Consider the following 15,818-nt stretch of genomic DNA (forward strand, 5'->3'; position numbering starts at 1 on the left):
CGCAGAGTGATCCGGTGGCGAACGCTCCAGGAGGTCCTCGACTGTCTCGGAGAAATCGAAGCATCGATCGCGGTGCTCGGCCATGATGCCGGGCGGCCCCAGTCTCTCGCCGTAGCGCATCCTCTGCCCGCAGGTGCTGTCGTGCGGCGTTTTGGCAGGCTGATAAGCGTGCGCATCGCCTTTAGTCGATTGATGATGGAGACCGGTAGTTGCGTTCGGGAGGTAGGCCATCGGCAGGCGGCTGGAACGTCGTCGAAATGCCTGCCCGTTGTCTAGCCGGCTTATTCTTGACAGCAACCGCTTCAGGCGGTGGCGCCAAGCACAGCATCAAGCAGATCGACGATTAGAGCAGTCCGCCCGGTAATGAGCACACAAACTTCTAAGTGCGTCCGCGCCAACCTACGAGACCGCGGACGAAAGGGTGAAACCTAGACAACCGACCGAGTTCACCCGGGTGAACTTTCGGACTGCAACGATGCCAAGAAAGCTCGAAGCGATTCCAATTTTTCTGGACCTAAGGTCGTTTTATCGATGTCGATCGTCGCCTTCTTGTTTGTCTCATTCCACGTTCCGAACGAAAAGTTCACCCGGGTGAACTCCTGCGCCGCGCGATTGATAAGCGCTTCGTATACTCCCTTAGGTGGAAGAGACTTTCCCGCGACTGCTTTCGCTGCGCTCATCACCGCGGCGGAATCAACATCAATGACTTGCCGTAGTTTTTCTGCCCACTTCGGTTGGATATCGCTTGGCGACCGAAACGCATTCACGACAGCGTCGGGCAGTTCAGCAAGTGCGCTGTACCGACTCATCAGACTCTTGGTTTTCCCAAGTACGGCTGCAATCTCAGACCAATTTCGGTAGAGCTTGAGATCAATCCCTCGTCTGTAATGCATGGCAAGCTCATACGCGGACAGGTCTTTTCGCTGTTCGTTTTCCCTGCTCATCTCTTCAAAGAGATCCTTGTCGGACATGTCCTCTTGAATCATTGCCAGGACCTGTAGTCCAAGCTCCAAGCACGCTCGATGTCGTCTGTGCCCGAACACAACTTCATAGCTCTCTGGGCCGATTCGTCTCACCTTGATCGGCTGTACGTTCCCTCCTGCGCTCAAAATCTCTTGCTTGAAGGCTTCGAATGACGGTCCTTCGAACGACCGCTCGATTCGATTTGCGAACTTCGAAGCTTTGATCGACTCCGGTGGGAGTTTCCGCGTGGGGTGCGCCCCATCATGAAGCGCGAGTCTCCTTTGCGCCTCGCTCAGGTCCCGTTCAACCTTTTCAAGTTCGCCTGTGAAATCCGTGACTCTATTCATTGCAATCCGCGGCGTTCTACGTTCCAGGCGTGGCATGAGCGCCGGATCCAGTGCCGCAGCGGCGAGTCGAGCGGCCTCCTCTTTCTTACTTGTCATCAGCTAACTCCTTCAATTAACCCAGACACGTCGGATTTGAGCCTCTACCTGATCGACGGCTGCGTCATAGGCAACTCGCGCCGTCTGATATGTCTTGGCACTACCCGTGTACTTGGTTATGTCATAGACCGTAGAAAACTTGGTCCCGGACGAGCTCGATACAACTGTCTTCGGAATTTCGCCTGTCATCAGCTTGTCCCCGTACGCCACCTTCACCCATTCCCTAACCACGCTTTCGTTCACATTACCCTGACCCTCGGTCATGCAAAGCAGCACGTCGATAAATTTCCACGTCTTTTCAGCGCCTGCTTGCTCGGCAATCGAAGAAGCTAAACCCGAAAAAAGAGTCCAGAACTGGCTCGAACTGGCGAAGTCCATGCCGCGAGGCGGTATCGGCATAATCAGCCCGTCAGCAGCGAAGAAGGCGTTCAATGACAAGTAGGAAAGCGTTGGCGAGGTGTCGATTAGAATGACGTCATACTCCGCTCGAAGGTCGTGCAATCCTTTGTTGAGCACGTCATAAAAGCGGAAATCGGGCTCACGCTTCGACTGTCGACTTGGGATGTGAAATTCGGCTGCGAAGGCCACCGGGCTACAACCGACTACGTCCAGTCCATCCCAGTAGGTCTGCTTGACTGCATACCGAAGCGATAGCTCATCTCCGGCACACAACGGCAAAATTGTGTCTTCCTCTTGAACTTGAGTATCTGGCAGGTAGCCGCATAGGCTCGTGAGCGACCCTTGCGGGTCCAAGTCAATGCACAACACACGGTATCCGAGAAGCGACAGCCCCTGTGCCATGCACATCGTCGTAGTCGTTTTACTCACACCGCCTTTGCTGTTCCCGGTAGTTACGACGACCGCCCGGTCATCCGGCCCGCGTGTATATGACCGTCCATAAGCACGTGCCCAACGCCGCGCTTCGGCCAACGTGAAATCGCGACGGGATTTGTTTATTTCCTTGCCGGCGGGAAGATCGCCCTTTGCAACCCGTCTCATTAGGGCGCTGCGATCGATGCGGCAAAGGGCAGCAAGTTGCGCGACGGAGAAAGTAGGGGGCTTCTTGATGTAGTCCGGCGAAAAGATGCTGTTCCGAACACGCTCCACAACGTCCGCGACGCGATTGGCCTGATCCTCAATATCATCGATTGTGTATTCAGGGCGCAAAGGATCAATCATTGTCCATCCGATTAGAAATTGTTGTTATACTCGAAAAAAGTAATCGGCACTAGAATACCTGATCGAAGCCGAGGAACAAAGCAAATGACAAAGAAAACGCCGAGTTTGATTTCCTCCGAATTTCTCAAATCCTCAGAGACAAGCGAGAGGGTAGCGCCCAAGGAGACAGCACTCGAGATCGTCGCAAGGCTTGAGAAATCCCTCGCCGGAAGGAAGAGCGGGAGTCAACAGTCGCCGCGACCACCGACACGTGTCCAAATTCCGCTATGGTCGGAAGATCATCGGCCCGTGCTGCACGATCTGGTTCGATCCGCGCTCTTCACCTGCGGGCAAAGGGATGCGCGTATGGATCTGAAGGCGAAGCCGATCTATGCGCTAGAACACATCAAAATCACGTACACGGGAGAGGAACTGCGGCAGCGCGACTATGACGTCTACTTGCAAATCCTCCATTTGTCTCGCGGCGCCACTGTTGACAATCGGCAGGAGTGGGTAGAGTTCGAGGCCCGTTCTCTTATAAAGATGCTTGGCTGGACGCAAAACTCTCGCAGCCTTGTAGAACTGCGGGAAACGATACGTCGCTTAACGGCGTGCGCGCTAGAAGTAACGCGCTCCCGCACGAAAAGCAGTGTTCCCGTCGTCTATGGCGGACCACTCTTGCTCAAGTACGCCGGTGCGCAAGAGGGCGGTTTTGACGAAGTGACGTTTTGGAAGGTGCAGATAAACAGCGAGGTCGCAGCACAACTCAAACCTGGCGATTACACACGTATCGATTGGCAAATTAGAACCAAGCTTTCTCCCTTGGAGAAATGGCTGCATGCCTTCTACTCGACCAATCAACATCCGTATCCAATGAAAGTCGAGACGATACACAAGCTATGTGGATCGCGTATGGCTGAGATCAAATTTTTCCGCCGCGCGATCAAAGCCGCACTGGACCGCTTGACGGAAGTGGGGTTTCTTTCATCTTGGCAACTCGACGAAACGGACAAAGTCAGGGTGGTCCGCGGTCAAATGCTCACCGCCAACGTCGATCGTGTATCGAGCGACGGGACCTGTTGACCTGAACCAACGCAATCGCAGCACAAATTTAGTCAAATGATCACCACCGCATGAATACACGGTGACTATTTGACTCTCAAAAGCAATTGAGCCCGACACCAAATCAAGTCAAATAGTCACCACGCGAGCGAACATCCAGCTTTTTGACGGGGAACGCGGGGGTTTGCAGGCCCGCAGAGCACAAAAACCGTGCCAATCTCAGAGGTAAGAGGGTGAGACGCCCGTTATCCACAGGCCATCAGTCGAATGCTCACCCCTCTAAGTCAGATGCGCACCAACCGTAGTCAAATGCTTACCCGAGTTAGTCAGATACCCACCGATTCGAGTCAGATGCTCACCGCTGAACTTGCGTAAACATCTGACCACATTGGGAAAAGAGGTGGTGTCGACCGATGCTAGAAGGTTTTGAGAAGGTTTTTAGCTCTTTTTTAGGAAATCTCAGATAAAGAAACACGGCTCGGCTCCTGTGGCGAGGGAAGGGTACGCTTCGTGTTCGCCGCCGATGACGATTCATTTGACTTTGCTTGAAGTCGCAGTCATTGCGGCGGGCGCCCCACACACCGTCTACTACCCTGAGAATTCAATGGGCCGTTGGGCTTGTCATCATCATGGCTAGTTTGCGCGCGCGTGAACCTCGCTGCCAACCCGCATCACGATCATCTTCGCAATCGTTTCTTGTCCTTCATCGGTGTCACTGAACCAGTCAGCGAGTGCGGCAGCCGGCCTGTTACCTTCATCAGCTACCCGGTTGAACGCAGCGACATCGAGCAAAGTGATGGGCATCACTTTGCTGTCGATTGCGGTCGCCACCCACGATGGGTTCAATGGTCGAAATAGACTGGGGCCACGCTGTTGCCGGTGTATGCCGAACCACCCAAACCTGACAAGGTCTCAGCGACGCCGCAGCGCTGGAACGCGTCGTTGATAGGCCGAGGAGAGTGAGACGCTAAAAGAGACCGAGGTGGGCCCGCGCTGTTTCCGGTCTGACCAGCTCGAATGACGAGCGGTGTTAGCCCACCACCGCTTGTTGCCGTTCGAGCTATTTCTCCCCGACAGATATTGCGCGACTTGCAGACATTTCGTCGGCTCGTTCCATCAATTGGGAGACGGAACAGCGCAAAACCGAGGAGATTCTGACGACGTTGAGGATCGTAACGTTGCGCTCGCCGCGTTCGATCTTACCCATGTGACTGCGGTCAATCTTGGCAGCATGAGCTAGTCCTTCTTGGGACAGCCCAAGTTCCATCCTAAGCGTCCGTATTGCCTTTCCTAAGGCAAGTAGATACCCCGTTTCGTCGGTAGCGCCAGAGACCCTTTGCATGACCGTATGTTCTCGGTACTATGCATCTAAGGCCACGGTATTTACGACCCAATGGAGCACAAATGGAACAACTGCCAGTTCGGTACCTACCGCCCAAGATGGATGACGAGTTGCTGCAACGATTGCGCCGGGAGGTTGTTGGCTGGGGTCCGGACGCGGCGATGCCTCACAATTTATCCGATGAATGGCTCAAGATACTGGTCAGAGACGCGCTTGATGGCCTATACAGGACCGGGAGAAAAGACGGCGAAGGACTTCGCACCGGTCCCGCCATGCTGGCTTTTGCCATTTCCCTGGCGCAAGCGAGACTCACAAGGACCAACGAGCCAAAAGCGGCTTCGATCTATATCCAATATCGGACTGCGCTAGTTGAAGAGCTCCTTGGGCGGCAGACGGGCATTTACCGACGTCAATATACGTTGGTAGATTTTTTTGAGTAGGAAGCCCGGCAGAAAGCGAGGCTGCGCCGGTTGGTTCCAACCAAGCGCCAAGGCCAGCGCGGCAGCAAGCCGTCCCACAGAGCATCGCGCTGAGTCGAGATTTTCGCGCTCTTCGACCAATCCCGTGCGTTGCCTGCAGCGTCGAGCACACGGCTTTGGCGTCGATCTCCAGTCGCTTGCGCACGCGTGGCACGTCGCCAGAACGCCCAGCCTAGACCAACCAAGGCGCTCTCGTTGCGGACGCTACTACTTTTCTATCGTTCGTAATCGCCTCAGAGAGTCTGGCGACCGCGGCTTCCGCGGCCGCGTTGGGGACATTTGTTGGAGATTTTGCATCGTCAGCTCCAATCACCAAGCCATCGCGTCGAGCTGCTGGAACACGTCACCATACACGCGCCTGATCCGGCTCTTTTCCATCACGTTGAAGGCGCTACTTGCGAGCACTTCGTCGAGGGTGAGACGCGCCGTGTTCATCTTCCGCACGTCTTCCGTGAACGTATCCGAGTGGCGGGCTTTGATAAGAATCCGGGACTTGACGCGATCGGCGAACTGCTTGAAAACCGTCGTGTCCTGGAAGTGCTTGCCCCCCGGCGTGAGTAACGGGCCGAAGTGCTCGTTCTCCCATACCACCAACGCCACATCCGTTTCGACATTGGGGGCGCGCGTCGATTCAGCCACTGAGTAGAACCCTTCGGCCGTATCTTGCAGGCTGTCGCCCCCGCCGATGATCGAATGAATAACCGGGATTTTTCCGGCAGCGCGAATAGCGTCGAAAGCACCGTTCGATATCATGTAAGCCATCAGCGGCGAGAAGGTATTTGCGCCGGTGTCAACCACGAAATTCGTACCTTCCGCCGAATCGATGATATCTACCAGCAGCTTGTCAAAGAGTTTCGGATCGACGGTGCAATCCAGACGCATGACGTTCAAATGAACGACTTCCAGCGCCTTGTAATGCGAGAGGGTCGTGTTTTCCTGATCTAAGTCGTAGGATTTAACCGGCGCGGCGATCTTCCTGAGCCACTCCGAAAGTACTCTTCCGACTAGCGACTTCCCGATGCCGCCTTTCCCTTGCAAAATGAGGTTGACTGTATTTTTCACTTGGATGTTATCGCTCATTTCTCAATTCTCGTTACTCGTCAAGATTTATTCGTTTGGTCACATCGCGAAAAAAAGTTGGCATTGGGTCGCGATAACCCTCTTTTGAAATGGTTTTTTTGCTTGGCGCGGCCGGTTCCGGTCGATTCTCAACTGCTTTTCCCGACGTCTGATCGACTTCTTTTTTGGGTATCGCCCTCGATTCAAACTTCCCATCGGCGCGCTCTTTCCGAAGCCGTTTAATCGACACTTTCAGGGTGTTTAGTGACAACTCCAATCCTTGATCCGCAAGCCCTTGCAGGATTGCATCGAGCCGCCATCCCTCCGCTTGCGCGGATTCGATCTCGCCGAGCAGCGCCCGCAATCTGCCGATTTTTGTTCGCCGTCCACCGGGCGTGACCGTGAAGCGCGGAAACCCACCGGCTTTTTTTTGGGGTTCTTTTTCGGTCATTTCATAGACATTGGTCTGTGGAATTGCTCATTCTACCCGTTTCACGGGAATGTACCTTTTGTGTACTCGGTGCGTACTCAGCTTGTACCCTCGCTGTACCCGACTAGTCTTTGTGTACTCGTCAAATACCCTCTTTGTACTCCGCGTGTACCCTACGCCGAGTCAAGCGAGTTGGACTTGTACCCGGTGCGTACCTTCCCTGTACTCCTTGTGTACCCGTAAACACCGGATGACCGTGTAAACGGGACGATTCGGCGGAAAACGCATCTGCGGCGAGCCGTTCGCTCGCCGACCCCGGCTTTCGGGGTAGTCCAAACCGTCGCTTCGCGCCTGGCCGCCCCGGAACCGGGGCGTTTATCCAGAGCTTTTCCCGGAAAAGCTGAGGTGGGACCCGAAAACTACGGTTAGTGGAACATAAAGAGTGTGGCACATACGTGCGGGTTTTTCCGCCCTAAGGCTTGTAGATAGGTCCGATGAGCGTGCTACAATCCTATTCATTAGATGTATTTTGTGTTCGCTTTGAGAACACTCCTTTCAGACTGGCCGTAACGATGAAAAAGACTCACACAACCGTCCGTTTAGACCCGGCAAGCGTCGAACGGCTGAAGGCAATGGCAGATCAGCGGGCCTCGACCGTAACTGCATTGATTGGGTTGGCAGTCGAACGATTCCTCGCCGACGAGACGGTGCTTGATGAGATTCGTGATGCTGAGGCGCGTCTGGGGGCGACCATGGTTCGCACGCTGAACGAGACGGCGCGGGTGGGCGACGATGTGCAGCTTGTGATCGCCCAGGTAGATCAGCTCATCCGTTTTGTGTTTCAGGCAACACCGGAAATCTTCGACAAAGAAGCTGCAGCGATTACCGGCTCACGCCGGTATTCAGGTTTTCTCGAATCATTCCCAAAGGAATTTGTCGGGAGGAAACGCCGGGCGTCCTTTGCGCTGAACGTTGAAGCGGAGGAAGAGTGAAGGGCGATTAGCCACGCATCGGTGCGGCTGGACAACTGTCGATAATGACGAATTAAGTACGATAAGTCGTCGTTGGGGAATTAGATCGCTGCGCATTAGAATCGATTTCTGATGCTCCCTGCAGCGCAACCGCCGGGAACTACGGATTCTCGCCTTTTTCAAACATATCGAGCACATCATCGGGAAGCGGTGCGTCGAAATCATCCGGGCAACGGATCTTGCCTTTAAGCCTTCCAAATTGGCGCGGCGTAACATTTAACTCATCAAAATACCGCCCCAACAGTGCGACCATTGTTGGACCATCAATTACCTTAGCTTGACGAAGGGCAATCACTAGTTTTTCCGTCTCGTCAGGCACGACCTCGGCATCAGAAAGGCGCGAAATCTGTCGGGCAAGCGCGCTATAGTTCATTTCGACGTATTCCACGTTATGCTTTTTCGCGAGATCAGCGACGAACTCGCGAATGCCGGTATTCGGCAATTTAAGAGACATGGCAGTCAATCCTCCAGATCTGCTCGTTTAAGCTGAATTTCGACGACGGGTGGCTCGAAATCACTCTTGCTATCTTCAGGGTGCTGCGCCAGTGCGTCGGCCAGCGATTGCCGGGATCGGGGCGAAGCGACCGAGATCAGCACCTCGCCACCGTCGACATCAAACGTCACAATCTCACGACGTCCGTCCGGATACTCTTTCACGCAGGTACCGGTGGGAGTGTCCGACTCGGAATAGTAAATCGCGCGACCCGCGGCCAAATGTTCTCTGGCAGCAGAGACATCATCGTGCGCCAGTGCGCGTTCAAAGTCATCCCAGTCATCTGGGTTCGGATCCCGGGGATTCATCGTGTCTTTGTTGTCGAGTCCTGTTCGGCTCATTGAAGCACGCTTGGGCGGTGTCGGCAAATGCGACTAACCGTCTAGCAGAGATATCCCAAGCGCGACGCTTGCACTGATTGAGAGTAGGGAACACACATGGGTTCCGTGATATTCGATAATGTCCGTACCGGATTCCCGGAGATCTCAGCGAGGACGTATGGGCACAACAGCCACACTGGATACCTACGAATCGGACGATGGGACAAGGTCGTGGCGGCTCTACGAAGAGCTGTTCGAATCTGACGCGGTCTATCTCGAGCTGACGGGGGTCGCGGTCGAGCTTGAAGTTACTGAAGGGGCGCAGACGCGCCTGATTCTGCGCCTGCCGCTTGATATGGCCAGGCGTCTTGCGGCCGCGAAGATTGATGCTGCCAAATGGGACGACGTCGCGAAGGACTGGGCCATCGGCACCTTTGATCCGCTTCTCGCAAAACGCAAACCCTAGATTCACCGGTGTCCTTGCAAATCATGAAGAGCCGAACGCTCCTTTTTCGCGCCACGCGGTCTTCGAGTGACAGGAGCGCGGCTGAGACAAGCTAAGAAGCCTACATTGATTGATGCGAGGGTAAGCACGCAAGCGCATCCTCCGATGACGCTAAGCTATCAATGGCACGAGTTTCTCCTAGGCGATACAGTGGATCTCAACTTATGTGTCCCACGCGCAAGAAAGCAACGTTCAACGTGATCCGGCGCGGGCCGGTGACATTGAAGCGCAGCTGCGGCGAATTCACTTCGACACGATCCGGACACATGCCCGACTCCAGCGCGGGCGTTTGCGGCTTTTCATTTCAGGCGCGATCTTCTTCCGGTTGGATGTCGACCTGGTCCATGTGCGGCAGCGGTCCGAGCTGACGGGCCGTGACGTTGGGTAGGCGTAGCAGCACCGTCCTGCCTCGGCTCATGCACTATCGATCATCACTACGTCGACCTGCACGCCTTCAGGCTCGAGGTAGACCACATCGTCCTTCTGGAACGCCTCTTTATAGAGATGCCAGGACGGCTCCCTGCCTTCCGTGGTCGGACGGGGGCTGCGTGCGAAAACGGACCGGCCGGGGGCAGCTCGCCGCGATTGACCTCGGCGAATGGCACTTGCCAATCGCGCGCGTGATTGGAGCGCAGTGAGTCAACGGTTACCCTTGCTTTCCGGCTTGCCTTACCATAAAGTAAGGAGGAAGGAGGCGTCATCAATGACAGCAGCAACTATCACTTCAAAGGGCCAGGTCACGATCCCTGTAGACGTGCGCAATCAGCTTGGCTTGCAGTCCGGTGACCGGATCGAATTTAGCTTCAATGAGGCAACGGGCCGGTATGAGGTCTACCCGGCCACACGCTCGCTTGCGTCTCTCAAGGGCATCGTGAAGAAGCCTGCGAAATCAGTGTCCATCGAGGACATGAACCGGGCCATCGCCGAGCAGGGGGCGTCTGCGCGATGATCGGCCTGGATACGAACGTGCTGGTCCGTTACTTCGCACAGGACGACGCGGTGCAGTCGAAGAAGGCGACGGCGCTGATGGATTCCCTATCTGCGGAACGACCGGGATACGTCTCGCAGGTCGCACTCATTGAGGTCGTGTGGGTGCTCGGGCGGTGCTATGGCGTCGAGCGCGAGCAGATGAAGGACATCGTCGACTCGATGATCGGCACCAAGGAACTGGTCGTTGAGGCTGCTGACACGGTGCGAAAGGCTTTGCGCGTTTTTGTGGCATCTGGGAAGGCGGATTTCGCGGACTGCCTAATCGAGCGGTCGGGGCATGTCGCGGAGTGCAAGTACACGGCCACTTTCGACGTGACGGCCTCGAAGGTTGCCGGGATGCAATTGATCAAGTAATGACGGGTGCGAGCCGATAAAGAAGTAAGGACTAAATTCCGTCAAGACCTTGAAGCTAGCACAGAGCCACTTCAGGCCTTGGCGCAAAGCCTTCCGAAATCATGGGAAAAACTCGAATCAAGTCATAAATGTGACGGCCAAATTCGAACCTGAACTTACGCTAACTGTTCCGGCTGGTATGGATCGCAGATCCGCTTCTTTTGGGTGCGTTCGTGCAGTTCAACGTTGGATGAACTTGGTTTAACGTTCGATGAACCTCAACATCGACGTCGACGCGGATCCAGTGCACAACCCCGCATTTGAGGTACTTCGACACAAAAAAAGTGGCTTTGATGATTATGGCAATAATCATCAAAGCCACTTCACTGGAACGCGCCACAACCGACGCATTCTCGCATGCGAGAACGCTCTTGCTCCGTCTGTACCGTCGAGATTCACGCAACTTCGAACTTTGTCCACTCAAGTCTGAATCGATCGTGCAGGTTGAGCGAAACATCGGTTTAGAGAAAAGTGAACACTGCCGCTCCAAGCGCCGACTACGCTGGTGCTATTTCAGAGATGTGTGGTCTCGGCAGACAGGTGGGAGTTTCGAGGACGTCGAGGCCATTCGTCGGTCGTAAAATAGATGGTGCTGGCGATCGTCACTCTTCACAGCAAACAACGGAGATACCTATGGCAGCACTGGCTGACCCGCACCAAGGCATGATTTCGTTTCAGGAGGGATTGCGCAAACGCATCTTGCAACTCGTAGCAGTTCCGGATCAATGTGACCTATATGCGCATTTTGACCAACCAGCCCCTGACGTGAAACGGCTCACTTACGTCCGACTGTCCAACGATCGAAAGACGGTCCGGACATTCCTGTCCTGCGTCATGAACGGGATGATCGAAGGTTCGCCCTGCATGGCCGTCGGCTACGCAACGGCTGCGGCATTTCGAAATCAGGGGCTGGCAAAACAGTTGTTATCCGACGTGATCCGGGATCAGATCGTTCAGGCGGGAAGAAGCGGTTTCGCTGCGGTATCCATAGAAGCTGTTATCGACGTGAACAATGCAGCCTCGCTTCGTGTTGCCGAAGCTGTGCTCAATGTGCAGCGCGAAAGCATGACCGATGCCGAATCGGGCCTTCCGGCATATCGATACACTGCCCAGTACTCTACGGCGTCAGGCGAACAGATTTAGCAGCATTCCGACACGAGAACGCGGCGCGTTGGAGTGGGGATGCAGCCGGATGAAGGTACACGCGGGGGGGCGCGAGGGGGCGTTCCCCGCCCAGCAGCGATTTCACCGAAGTGGGCGATTACGGGACGGCCTGACATCGCCCCACCGTGAACTCGAAGCTACGTGGGTTGAGTGTGGTAAAAATCCGGGCGTCAGATAACAGGACGCAGGTATGAATGGTTTTTGGAGCGGCTTCTGGGGACCCTTTTTCACGTTCATCAGCAGCATCATCGTCGCCGTCATTGCTAATTTCGTCGCCGAGGACTTCAGGCGGTTTCGAGATGGGTCGGCGCTCGCAAGCGCTCTCGCGGGCGAATTGCTCTCCTACGCCATTGCGATCGCCGAACTTACGCAAACCATCACGTACCTCGCCGAGCAGGCAGAGGCGGGAACCGCGGTTCGGGTGGCGGAAATCGACATGCCGCGTGATCTGATCTACGAAAGCGCGGTGCCAAAATCGGCCTGCTCGGTATCAATTTACCCGAGCGCGTGGCATTGACCTACGGGCGTATTCGCGCGTTTCGAACTCTTTATATGTTGATTGCCTGCGGCAAGCCGGACTGCGACACGGCCGGGCTGGGTCGGCTCTACCGACAGTTACTTGTCAAGTTGAACGAGGCCGAGTCAGAAGGCCGACAGACAGTTGCCTTGCTGCAGGCACGCGCGCAAGAATCATTCTGTTTGACGCTAAAGAATGCATTGATAGAGCTTCGTTGCCGGGAACGCCCAGCCGCGCTTCCTCGCAACGATTCATAAACCGACGTCTTGCGCGTGCGTGCCTTGGGCGGTGAAAGCCTGCGGCTCAAAGCCCATGATGCCCACGTGTCCGCTGGCTAAAAAAGGCACAGTGCGGAAAGGTCTGGCGGCATTAAATTTGCTCTTCGTCCGAGAAAAATTCCTCGACTACGAGCATGAAAGCAACTATTTGGGGCCATACGCAACTGCCGGAAGGGCATGAGGAGGTTCATCGTTTCGCATTTGAATTGCATGATGGAAGTGCGGCGCCGCCCGTCCGAGAATCTGTCTCCCTGCGTACCGCTCGTGTCGTAGTCGCACATCTACAAGATGGCAACGCATTGATTCAGATGTTCCGAGCCATCGTCAGTAGCAACCCAGCGAACTACGATAATTTGATCGGACAGAACTTCGAGGATGATTTCATCGAGAATGGTCCGAGCGATCGCGTTGCTGATTCACCGGATTGGCAAAACGCCGATCTCTGAGCGAGATCGATGCGGTCGGATGTGTCCTACGCCAGTTGCAGGGCGGTTGGCAACAACGAAACGCCGAAAAAGTGCCAGGCCGTCGGTGAGCAAAGCATCCGCTGCGCTTCAGTTTTTCTGGGACAGCCCGTATTGCAACCGGAGTTTGGTCTACAGGTTGGGGTCGTAGATCCGATCAGAAATAATTGAAGTAGCAACAATGGGCCGGCACAGCGTCCCCACCGCGACGCGGCATCGTCCTTGCGCTGTCTTCGTTACACCTGCATGCCGCAGGGAAACGGGAGGCGATCATGAACGAAGACCAGGTGAAGGGTGTCGGCGAGAAGGTCAAAGGCAAGATCAACGAAGGCGTCGGGAAGATGACGAGCGACCCCGCGCAGGAAGCGAAGGGTGACGCCCAACAGGTCGAAGGCCAAGTGCGCAAGGACCTCGGCGATGCCAAGGAGGATCTGAAGGACGCCACTGACGATACGGCGAAGCCCTAACTCGATCTGCGTCTAGCCGCCGAGACACCTAGGGGGGCTGGCAGCGACGGCCTTAAGCGCCCGCCTTGAGCGGGCGCTTTCTTTTGCTACCCTTCCGGTTGAAGCAGCCCGCCGCATCTTTTCCTGTAGATGGAGATGGAATGGAACACGACATAGACGAGACCGTCACATTACGGATCTACCGCGCACCCTCGGGTCAATGGGCGGGCCGCATCTTCGCCGGCGAGGAGGAGATCGGCGCGGTTGCCGGGTGTGAGAGTCCGGCGGCAGTCGAGCAAGCGGCGCGGGAAACCGGCGTGTTTCCGGATCATGTCGAGGTGTACTAGCCGCAGTAGTGCGTCAGGCCACGCCTTCGGCTGCTGGCGCGCTATCCGCCGCGACAGCGCCCGCGTGTTTTCGCCGGTCGGGGCCAGTGCGACGATCCGACCGTCGTACAGGCCGTGTGCAGTGTTGGGCGGTACCGCTGCATCGGGCGCCGTCCCATACGCTGCTTCCAGTTGGCCGATCGACCAGAACGAACCGCTGACGCGCGCCTGCCTGAACGCTTCCGGCCAGTGCGACACACCACCAAGGTCCCAGTCGGTGAAGCGCGCCCCTGCAGAGCCCTGTTGCAGTAAATGATTCTTACCAGCGAAAATTGCCGCTGACCGTCCTTCCCAAAAACCGCACCTGATGTGAACTCAGGCATCACGGTGTTCGGCTTGTCAATATGCAGGGCACTGATCCTCTTCGTCTACAAGGCCGCGAAATAAGTTTTTCATATCGCCCTATCCGAATTCCATATTTTCTCTTATAGAACGTCCCCAATAGACTGGGTGTGTAGCGGCACTTTTCTTGTGAAGTTGCCGCAGACATCCAAAAAGAGAAATAGTGGAGACGATGAATGATTGCTGAAAATCGCAGCGCGCCTCTGTCCGACGCGGCCGAGGCGGTCTGCCGTAAGGTCCTGTGGCGCCTTATGCCCGTGCTCTTTTTGAGCTATCTGTTCTGCTCGATGGACCGTTTCAATGTCTCGTTCGCGCAATTACAACTGAAGGAAGCGTTGCACTTCTCGGATGCAACGTATGGGCTCGGAGCGAGCCTATTCTTCGTCACTTATGTCCTCTTCGAAGTCCCGGCGAGCGCGTTTCTCAAGCGTTTCGGGGCGCGCCGTGTGTTCTGCACGATCATGATCGGTTGGGGGCTCTGTTCTGCTGCGACGCTCCTGGTCCAAACTGCAGGGCAGTTCTACGCAGTCCGATTACTACTCGGCGTCTGCGAAGCGGGCTTTTACCCCGGCGTCATCTACTACCTGAGCACCTGGCTACCGCTTGCGCATCGGAGTAAAGCCGTCGCGATTTTCGCGCTCGGAATCGTTGTCGCAGGGGTCGTCACTGGGCCCATATCCGGCCTGATCATGACGACGTTCGACGGCGTCGGAAACCTCGGCGGATGGCAATGGCTTTTCTTGTTGGAGGCGATGCCGAGCCTATTCATGGCGGCTGTTTGCGCGGTCAGGCTTGCGGACCGACCGGAACAAGCCGAATGGCTCAGCCGGCTTGAAGTGGACATTTTGAACGGCTGCCTCCAAGCAGATCGCCAGCGCAAAACGATCCGTCTGGGTGGCACCACGCTAGGGTCCCTCTTGCGCGAGCCAAAGATTTATTTGTTCGCGCTGGTGTTCTTCTGCGCTACGTCGGGTACGTATGCGATGAACTTCTGGGTCCCGAGCATCATCCGTGGATTTGGTGTGGTCGATCCTCTGACGATCGGCATGTACTCAGTCGTGCCATGGGGAACTGCGGCGATCGCCACGGTGCTTATCGCTCGGAACTCGGATCGCACCGGCGAGCGACGTTGGCATTTTGCTGCGACCGCGATGATTGGGGCGGCAGGACTGGCTGCATCGGCGACGCCCCATCTTCCGTTCAGCGCCTCGCTATTTTTTCTGAGCGTTGGTGCGATCGGGGTATCTGCCACTTTGCCGATTTTCTGGTCGATGCCGAGCGCTGCCATCGATTCAACGCTCGTCGCAGGCGGTTTGGCGTTGATCAACAGCATCGGTGCTAGCTCCGGCATCGTGGCGCCATTCGTGGTTGGTTTGATGAAAGAAGCAACGGGCTCAATGACATCAGGCCTCTATTTGCTTGCCGTGCTTCTGTGCGGTGGCGGTCTTCTTCTCCTCAAGATCGTTCCGCCGGCGACGCGGCCACAAGTCTCTCACGTGCCTGACGAAGACGACTCGGCCGTTGCGAGCACGATCGAACATTGATGAATATGT

General features: G+C 55.8%; 20 protein-coding genes. 12 read left to right on the forward strand and 8 right to left on the reverse strand.

Going from position 1 to position 15,818, the window contains the following annotated elements; genetic code table 11:
* Window positions 1-446 precede the first annotated feature (446 nt).
* Both AC1Z32_RS40815 and AC1Z32_RS40820 read right to left on the reverse strand, forming a co-directional pair.
* Window positions 447-1,406: a ParB/RepB/Spo0J family partition protein gene (locus tag AC1Z32_RS40815; RefSeq protein ID WP_483484544.1), complete on the reverse strand. Its 960-nt coding sequence runs from the start codon at window positions 1,404-1,406 to the stop codon at window positions 447-449.
* A 12-nt stretch (window positions 1,407-1,418) separates the two neighbouring features.
* Window positions 1,419-2,585, reverse strand: a complete 1,167-nt coding sequence (locus tag AC1Z32_RS40820; RefSeq protein WP_483484545.1) for an AAA family ATPase — start codon at window positions 2,583-2,585, stop codon at window positions 1,419-1,421.
* A gap of 84 nt (window positions 2,586-2,669) precedes the next feature.
* Between AC1Z32_RS40820 and trfA the strand changes: the two genes are divergently transcribed.
* On the forward strand, window positions 2,670-3,647 hold the full coding sequence (gene trfA, locus AC1Z32_RS40825) for a plasmid replication initiator TrfA (RefSeq protein ID WP_483484546.1): 978 nt from the start codon (window positions 2,670-2,672) through the stop codon (window positions 3,645-3,647).
* A gap of 612 nt (window positions 3,648-4,259) precedes the next feature.
* Here the strand turns inward: trfA and AC1Z32_RS40830 are convergent.
* Window positions 4,260-4,457 carry a hypothetical protein gene (locus AC1Z32_RS40830; protein ID WP_483484547.1) on the reverse strand — a complete coding sequence of 66 codons (198 nt, stop codon included), beginning with the start codon at window positions 4,455-4,457 and terminating at the stop codon, window positions 4,260-4,262.
* Between the two features lie 229 nt (window positions 4,458-4,686).
* Window positions 4,687-4,968, reverse strand: coding sequence for a helix-turn-helix domain-containing protein (locus tag AC1Z32_RS40835; RefSeq protein WP_483484548.1), 282 nt, complete (start codon window positions 4,966-4,968; stop codon window positions 4,687-4,689).
* A gap of 62 nt (window positions 4,969-5,030) precedes the next feature.
* On the opposite strand from AC1Z32_RS40835, the gene AC1Z32_RS40840 reads away from it, so the two are divergent.
* Window positions 5,031-5,408: a hypothetical protein gene (locus tag AC1Z32_RS40840; RefSeq protein WP_483484549.1), complete on the forward strand. Its 378-nt coding sequence runs from the start codon at window positions 5,031-5,033 to the stop codon at window positions 5,406-5,408.
* Between the two features lie 348 nt (window positions 5,409-5,756).
* Here AC1Z32_RS40840 and AC1Z32_RS40845 read toward each other — a convergent pair whose 3' ends face one another.
* Together AC1Z32_RS40845 and AC1Z32_RS40850 are read right to left on the reverse strand one after the other, a co-directional pair.
* Entirely contained in the window at window positions 5,757-6,527 is a 771-nt protein-coding gene (locus AC1Z32_RS40845) for a P-loop NTPase family protein (RefSeq protein WP_483484550.1), read from the reverse strand.
* A gap of 13 nt (window positions 6,528-6,540) precedes the next feature.
* Window positions 6,541-6,957 (reverse strand): hypothetical protein, encoded by a 417-nt coding sequence (locus AC1Z32_RS40850; protein WP_483484551.1) that lies wholly within the window; start codon window positions 6,955-6,957, stop codon window positions 6,541-6,543.
* Window positions 6,958-7,430: 473 nt separating this feature from the next.
* Here AC1Z32_RS40850 and AC1Z32_RS40855 point away from each other — a divergent pair, with 473 nt between their 5' ends.
* Complete coding sequence (locus AC1Z32_RS40855) at window positions 7,431-7,928, forward strand: CopG family ribbon-helix-helix protein (protein WP_483484552.1); 498 nt, start codon at window positions 7,431-7,433, stop codon at window positions 7,926-7,928.
* Window positions 7,929-8,067: 139 nt separating this feature from the next.
* On the opposite strand, the gene AC1Z32_RS40860 is transcribed toward AC1Z32_RS40855, so the two are convergent.
* Together AC1Z32_RS40860 and AC1Z32_RS40865 are read right to left on the reverse strand one after the other, a co-directional pair.
* Window positions 8,068-8,421 carry a hypothetical protein gene (locus AC1Z32_RS40860; protein ID WP_483484651.1) on the reverse strand — a complete coding sequence of 118 codons (354 nt, stop codon included), beginning with the start codon at window positions 8,419-8,421 and terminating at the stop codon, window positions 8,068-8,070.
* Window positions 8,422-8,426: 5 nt separating this feature from the next.
* Complete coding sequence (locus AC1Z32_RS40865) at window positions 8,427-8,801, reverse strand: hypothetical protein (RefSeq protein ID WP_483484553.1); 375 nt, start codon at window positions 8,799-8,801, stop codon at window positions 8,427-8,429.
* Window positions 8,802-8,958: 157 nt separating this feature from the next.
* Here AC1Z32_RS40865 and AC1Z32_RS40870 point away from each other — a divergent pair, with 157 nt between their 5' ends.
* From AC1Z32_RS40870 to AC1Z32_RS40910, 9 genes are all read left to right on the forward strand, one after another.
* Window positions 8,959-9,246: a hypothetical protein gene (locus AC1Z32_RS40870; RefSeq protein WP_483484554.1), complete on the forward strand. Its 288-nt coding sequence runs from the start codon at window positions 8,959-8,961 to the stop codon at window positions 9,244-9,246.
* Window positions 9,247-9,988: 742 nt separating this feature from the next.
* Window positions 9,989-10,234: an AbrB/MazE/SpoVT family DNA-binding domain-containing protein gene (locus AC1Z32_RS40875; RefSeq protein WP_483484555.1), complete on the forward strand. Its 246-nt coding sequence runs from the start codon at window positions 9,989-9,991 to the stop codon at window positions 10,232-10,234.
* Window positions 10,231-10,629 (forward strand): PIN domain-containing protein, encoded by a 399-nt coding sequence (locus tag AC1Z32_RS40880; protein WP_483484556.1) that lies wholly within the window; start codon window positions 10,231-10,233, stop codon window positions 10,627-10,629. The genes AC1Z32_RS40875 and AC1Z32_RS40880 overlap by 4 nt, the downstream gene beginning before the upstream one ends.
* A 672-nt stretch (window positions 10,630-11,301) precedes the next feature.
* On the forward strand, window positions 11,302-11,811 hold the full coding sequence (locus tag AC1Z32_RS40885; RefSeq protein WP_483484557.1) for a GNAT family N-acetyltransferase: 510 nt from the start codon (window positions 11,302-11,304) through the stop codon (window positions 11,809-11,811).
* Window positions 11,812-12,022: 211 nt separating this feature from the next.
* Window positions 12,023-12,349: a hypothetical protein gene (locus AC1Z32_RS40890; RefSeq protein WP_483484558.1), complete on the forward strand. Its 327-nt coding sequence runs from the start codon at window positions 12,023-12,025 to the stop codon at window positions 12,347-12,349.
* 412 nt (window positions 12,350-12,761) lie between these two features.
* Window positions 12,762-13,073, forward strand: coding sequence for a hypothetical protein (locus AC1Z32_RS40895; protein WP_483484559.1), 312 nt, complete (start codon window positions 12,762-12,764; stop codon window positions 13,071-13,073).
* Between the two features lie 290 nt (window positions 13,074-13,363).
* Window positions 13,364-13,558 (forward strand): CsbD family protein, encoded by a 195-nt coding sequence (locus AC1Z32_RS40900; protein ID WP_483484560.1) that lies wholly within the window; start codon window positions 13,364-13,366, stop codon window positions 13,556-13,558.
* 140 nt (window positions 13,559-13,698) lie between these two features.
* Window positions 13,699-13,884, forward strand: a complete 186-nt coding sequence (locus AC1Z32_RS40905) for a hypothetical protein (RefSeq protein WP_483484561.1) — start codon at window positions 13,699-13,701, stop codon at window positions 13,882-13,884.
* 557 nt (window positions 13,885-14,441) lie between these two features.
* Window positions 14,442-15,809: an MFS transporter gene (locus AC1Z32_RS40910; RefSeq protein ID WP_483484562.1), complete on the forward strand. Its 1,368-nt coding sequence runs from the start codon at window positions 14,442-14,444 to the stop codon at window positions 15,807-15,809.
* The last annotated feature ends 9 nt before the right edge of the window (window positions 15,810-15,818 follow it).

It is taken from the genome of Caballeronia sp. 11_S32 (assembly GCF_056930355.1).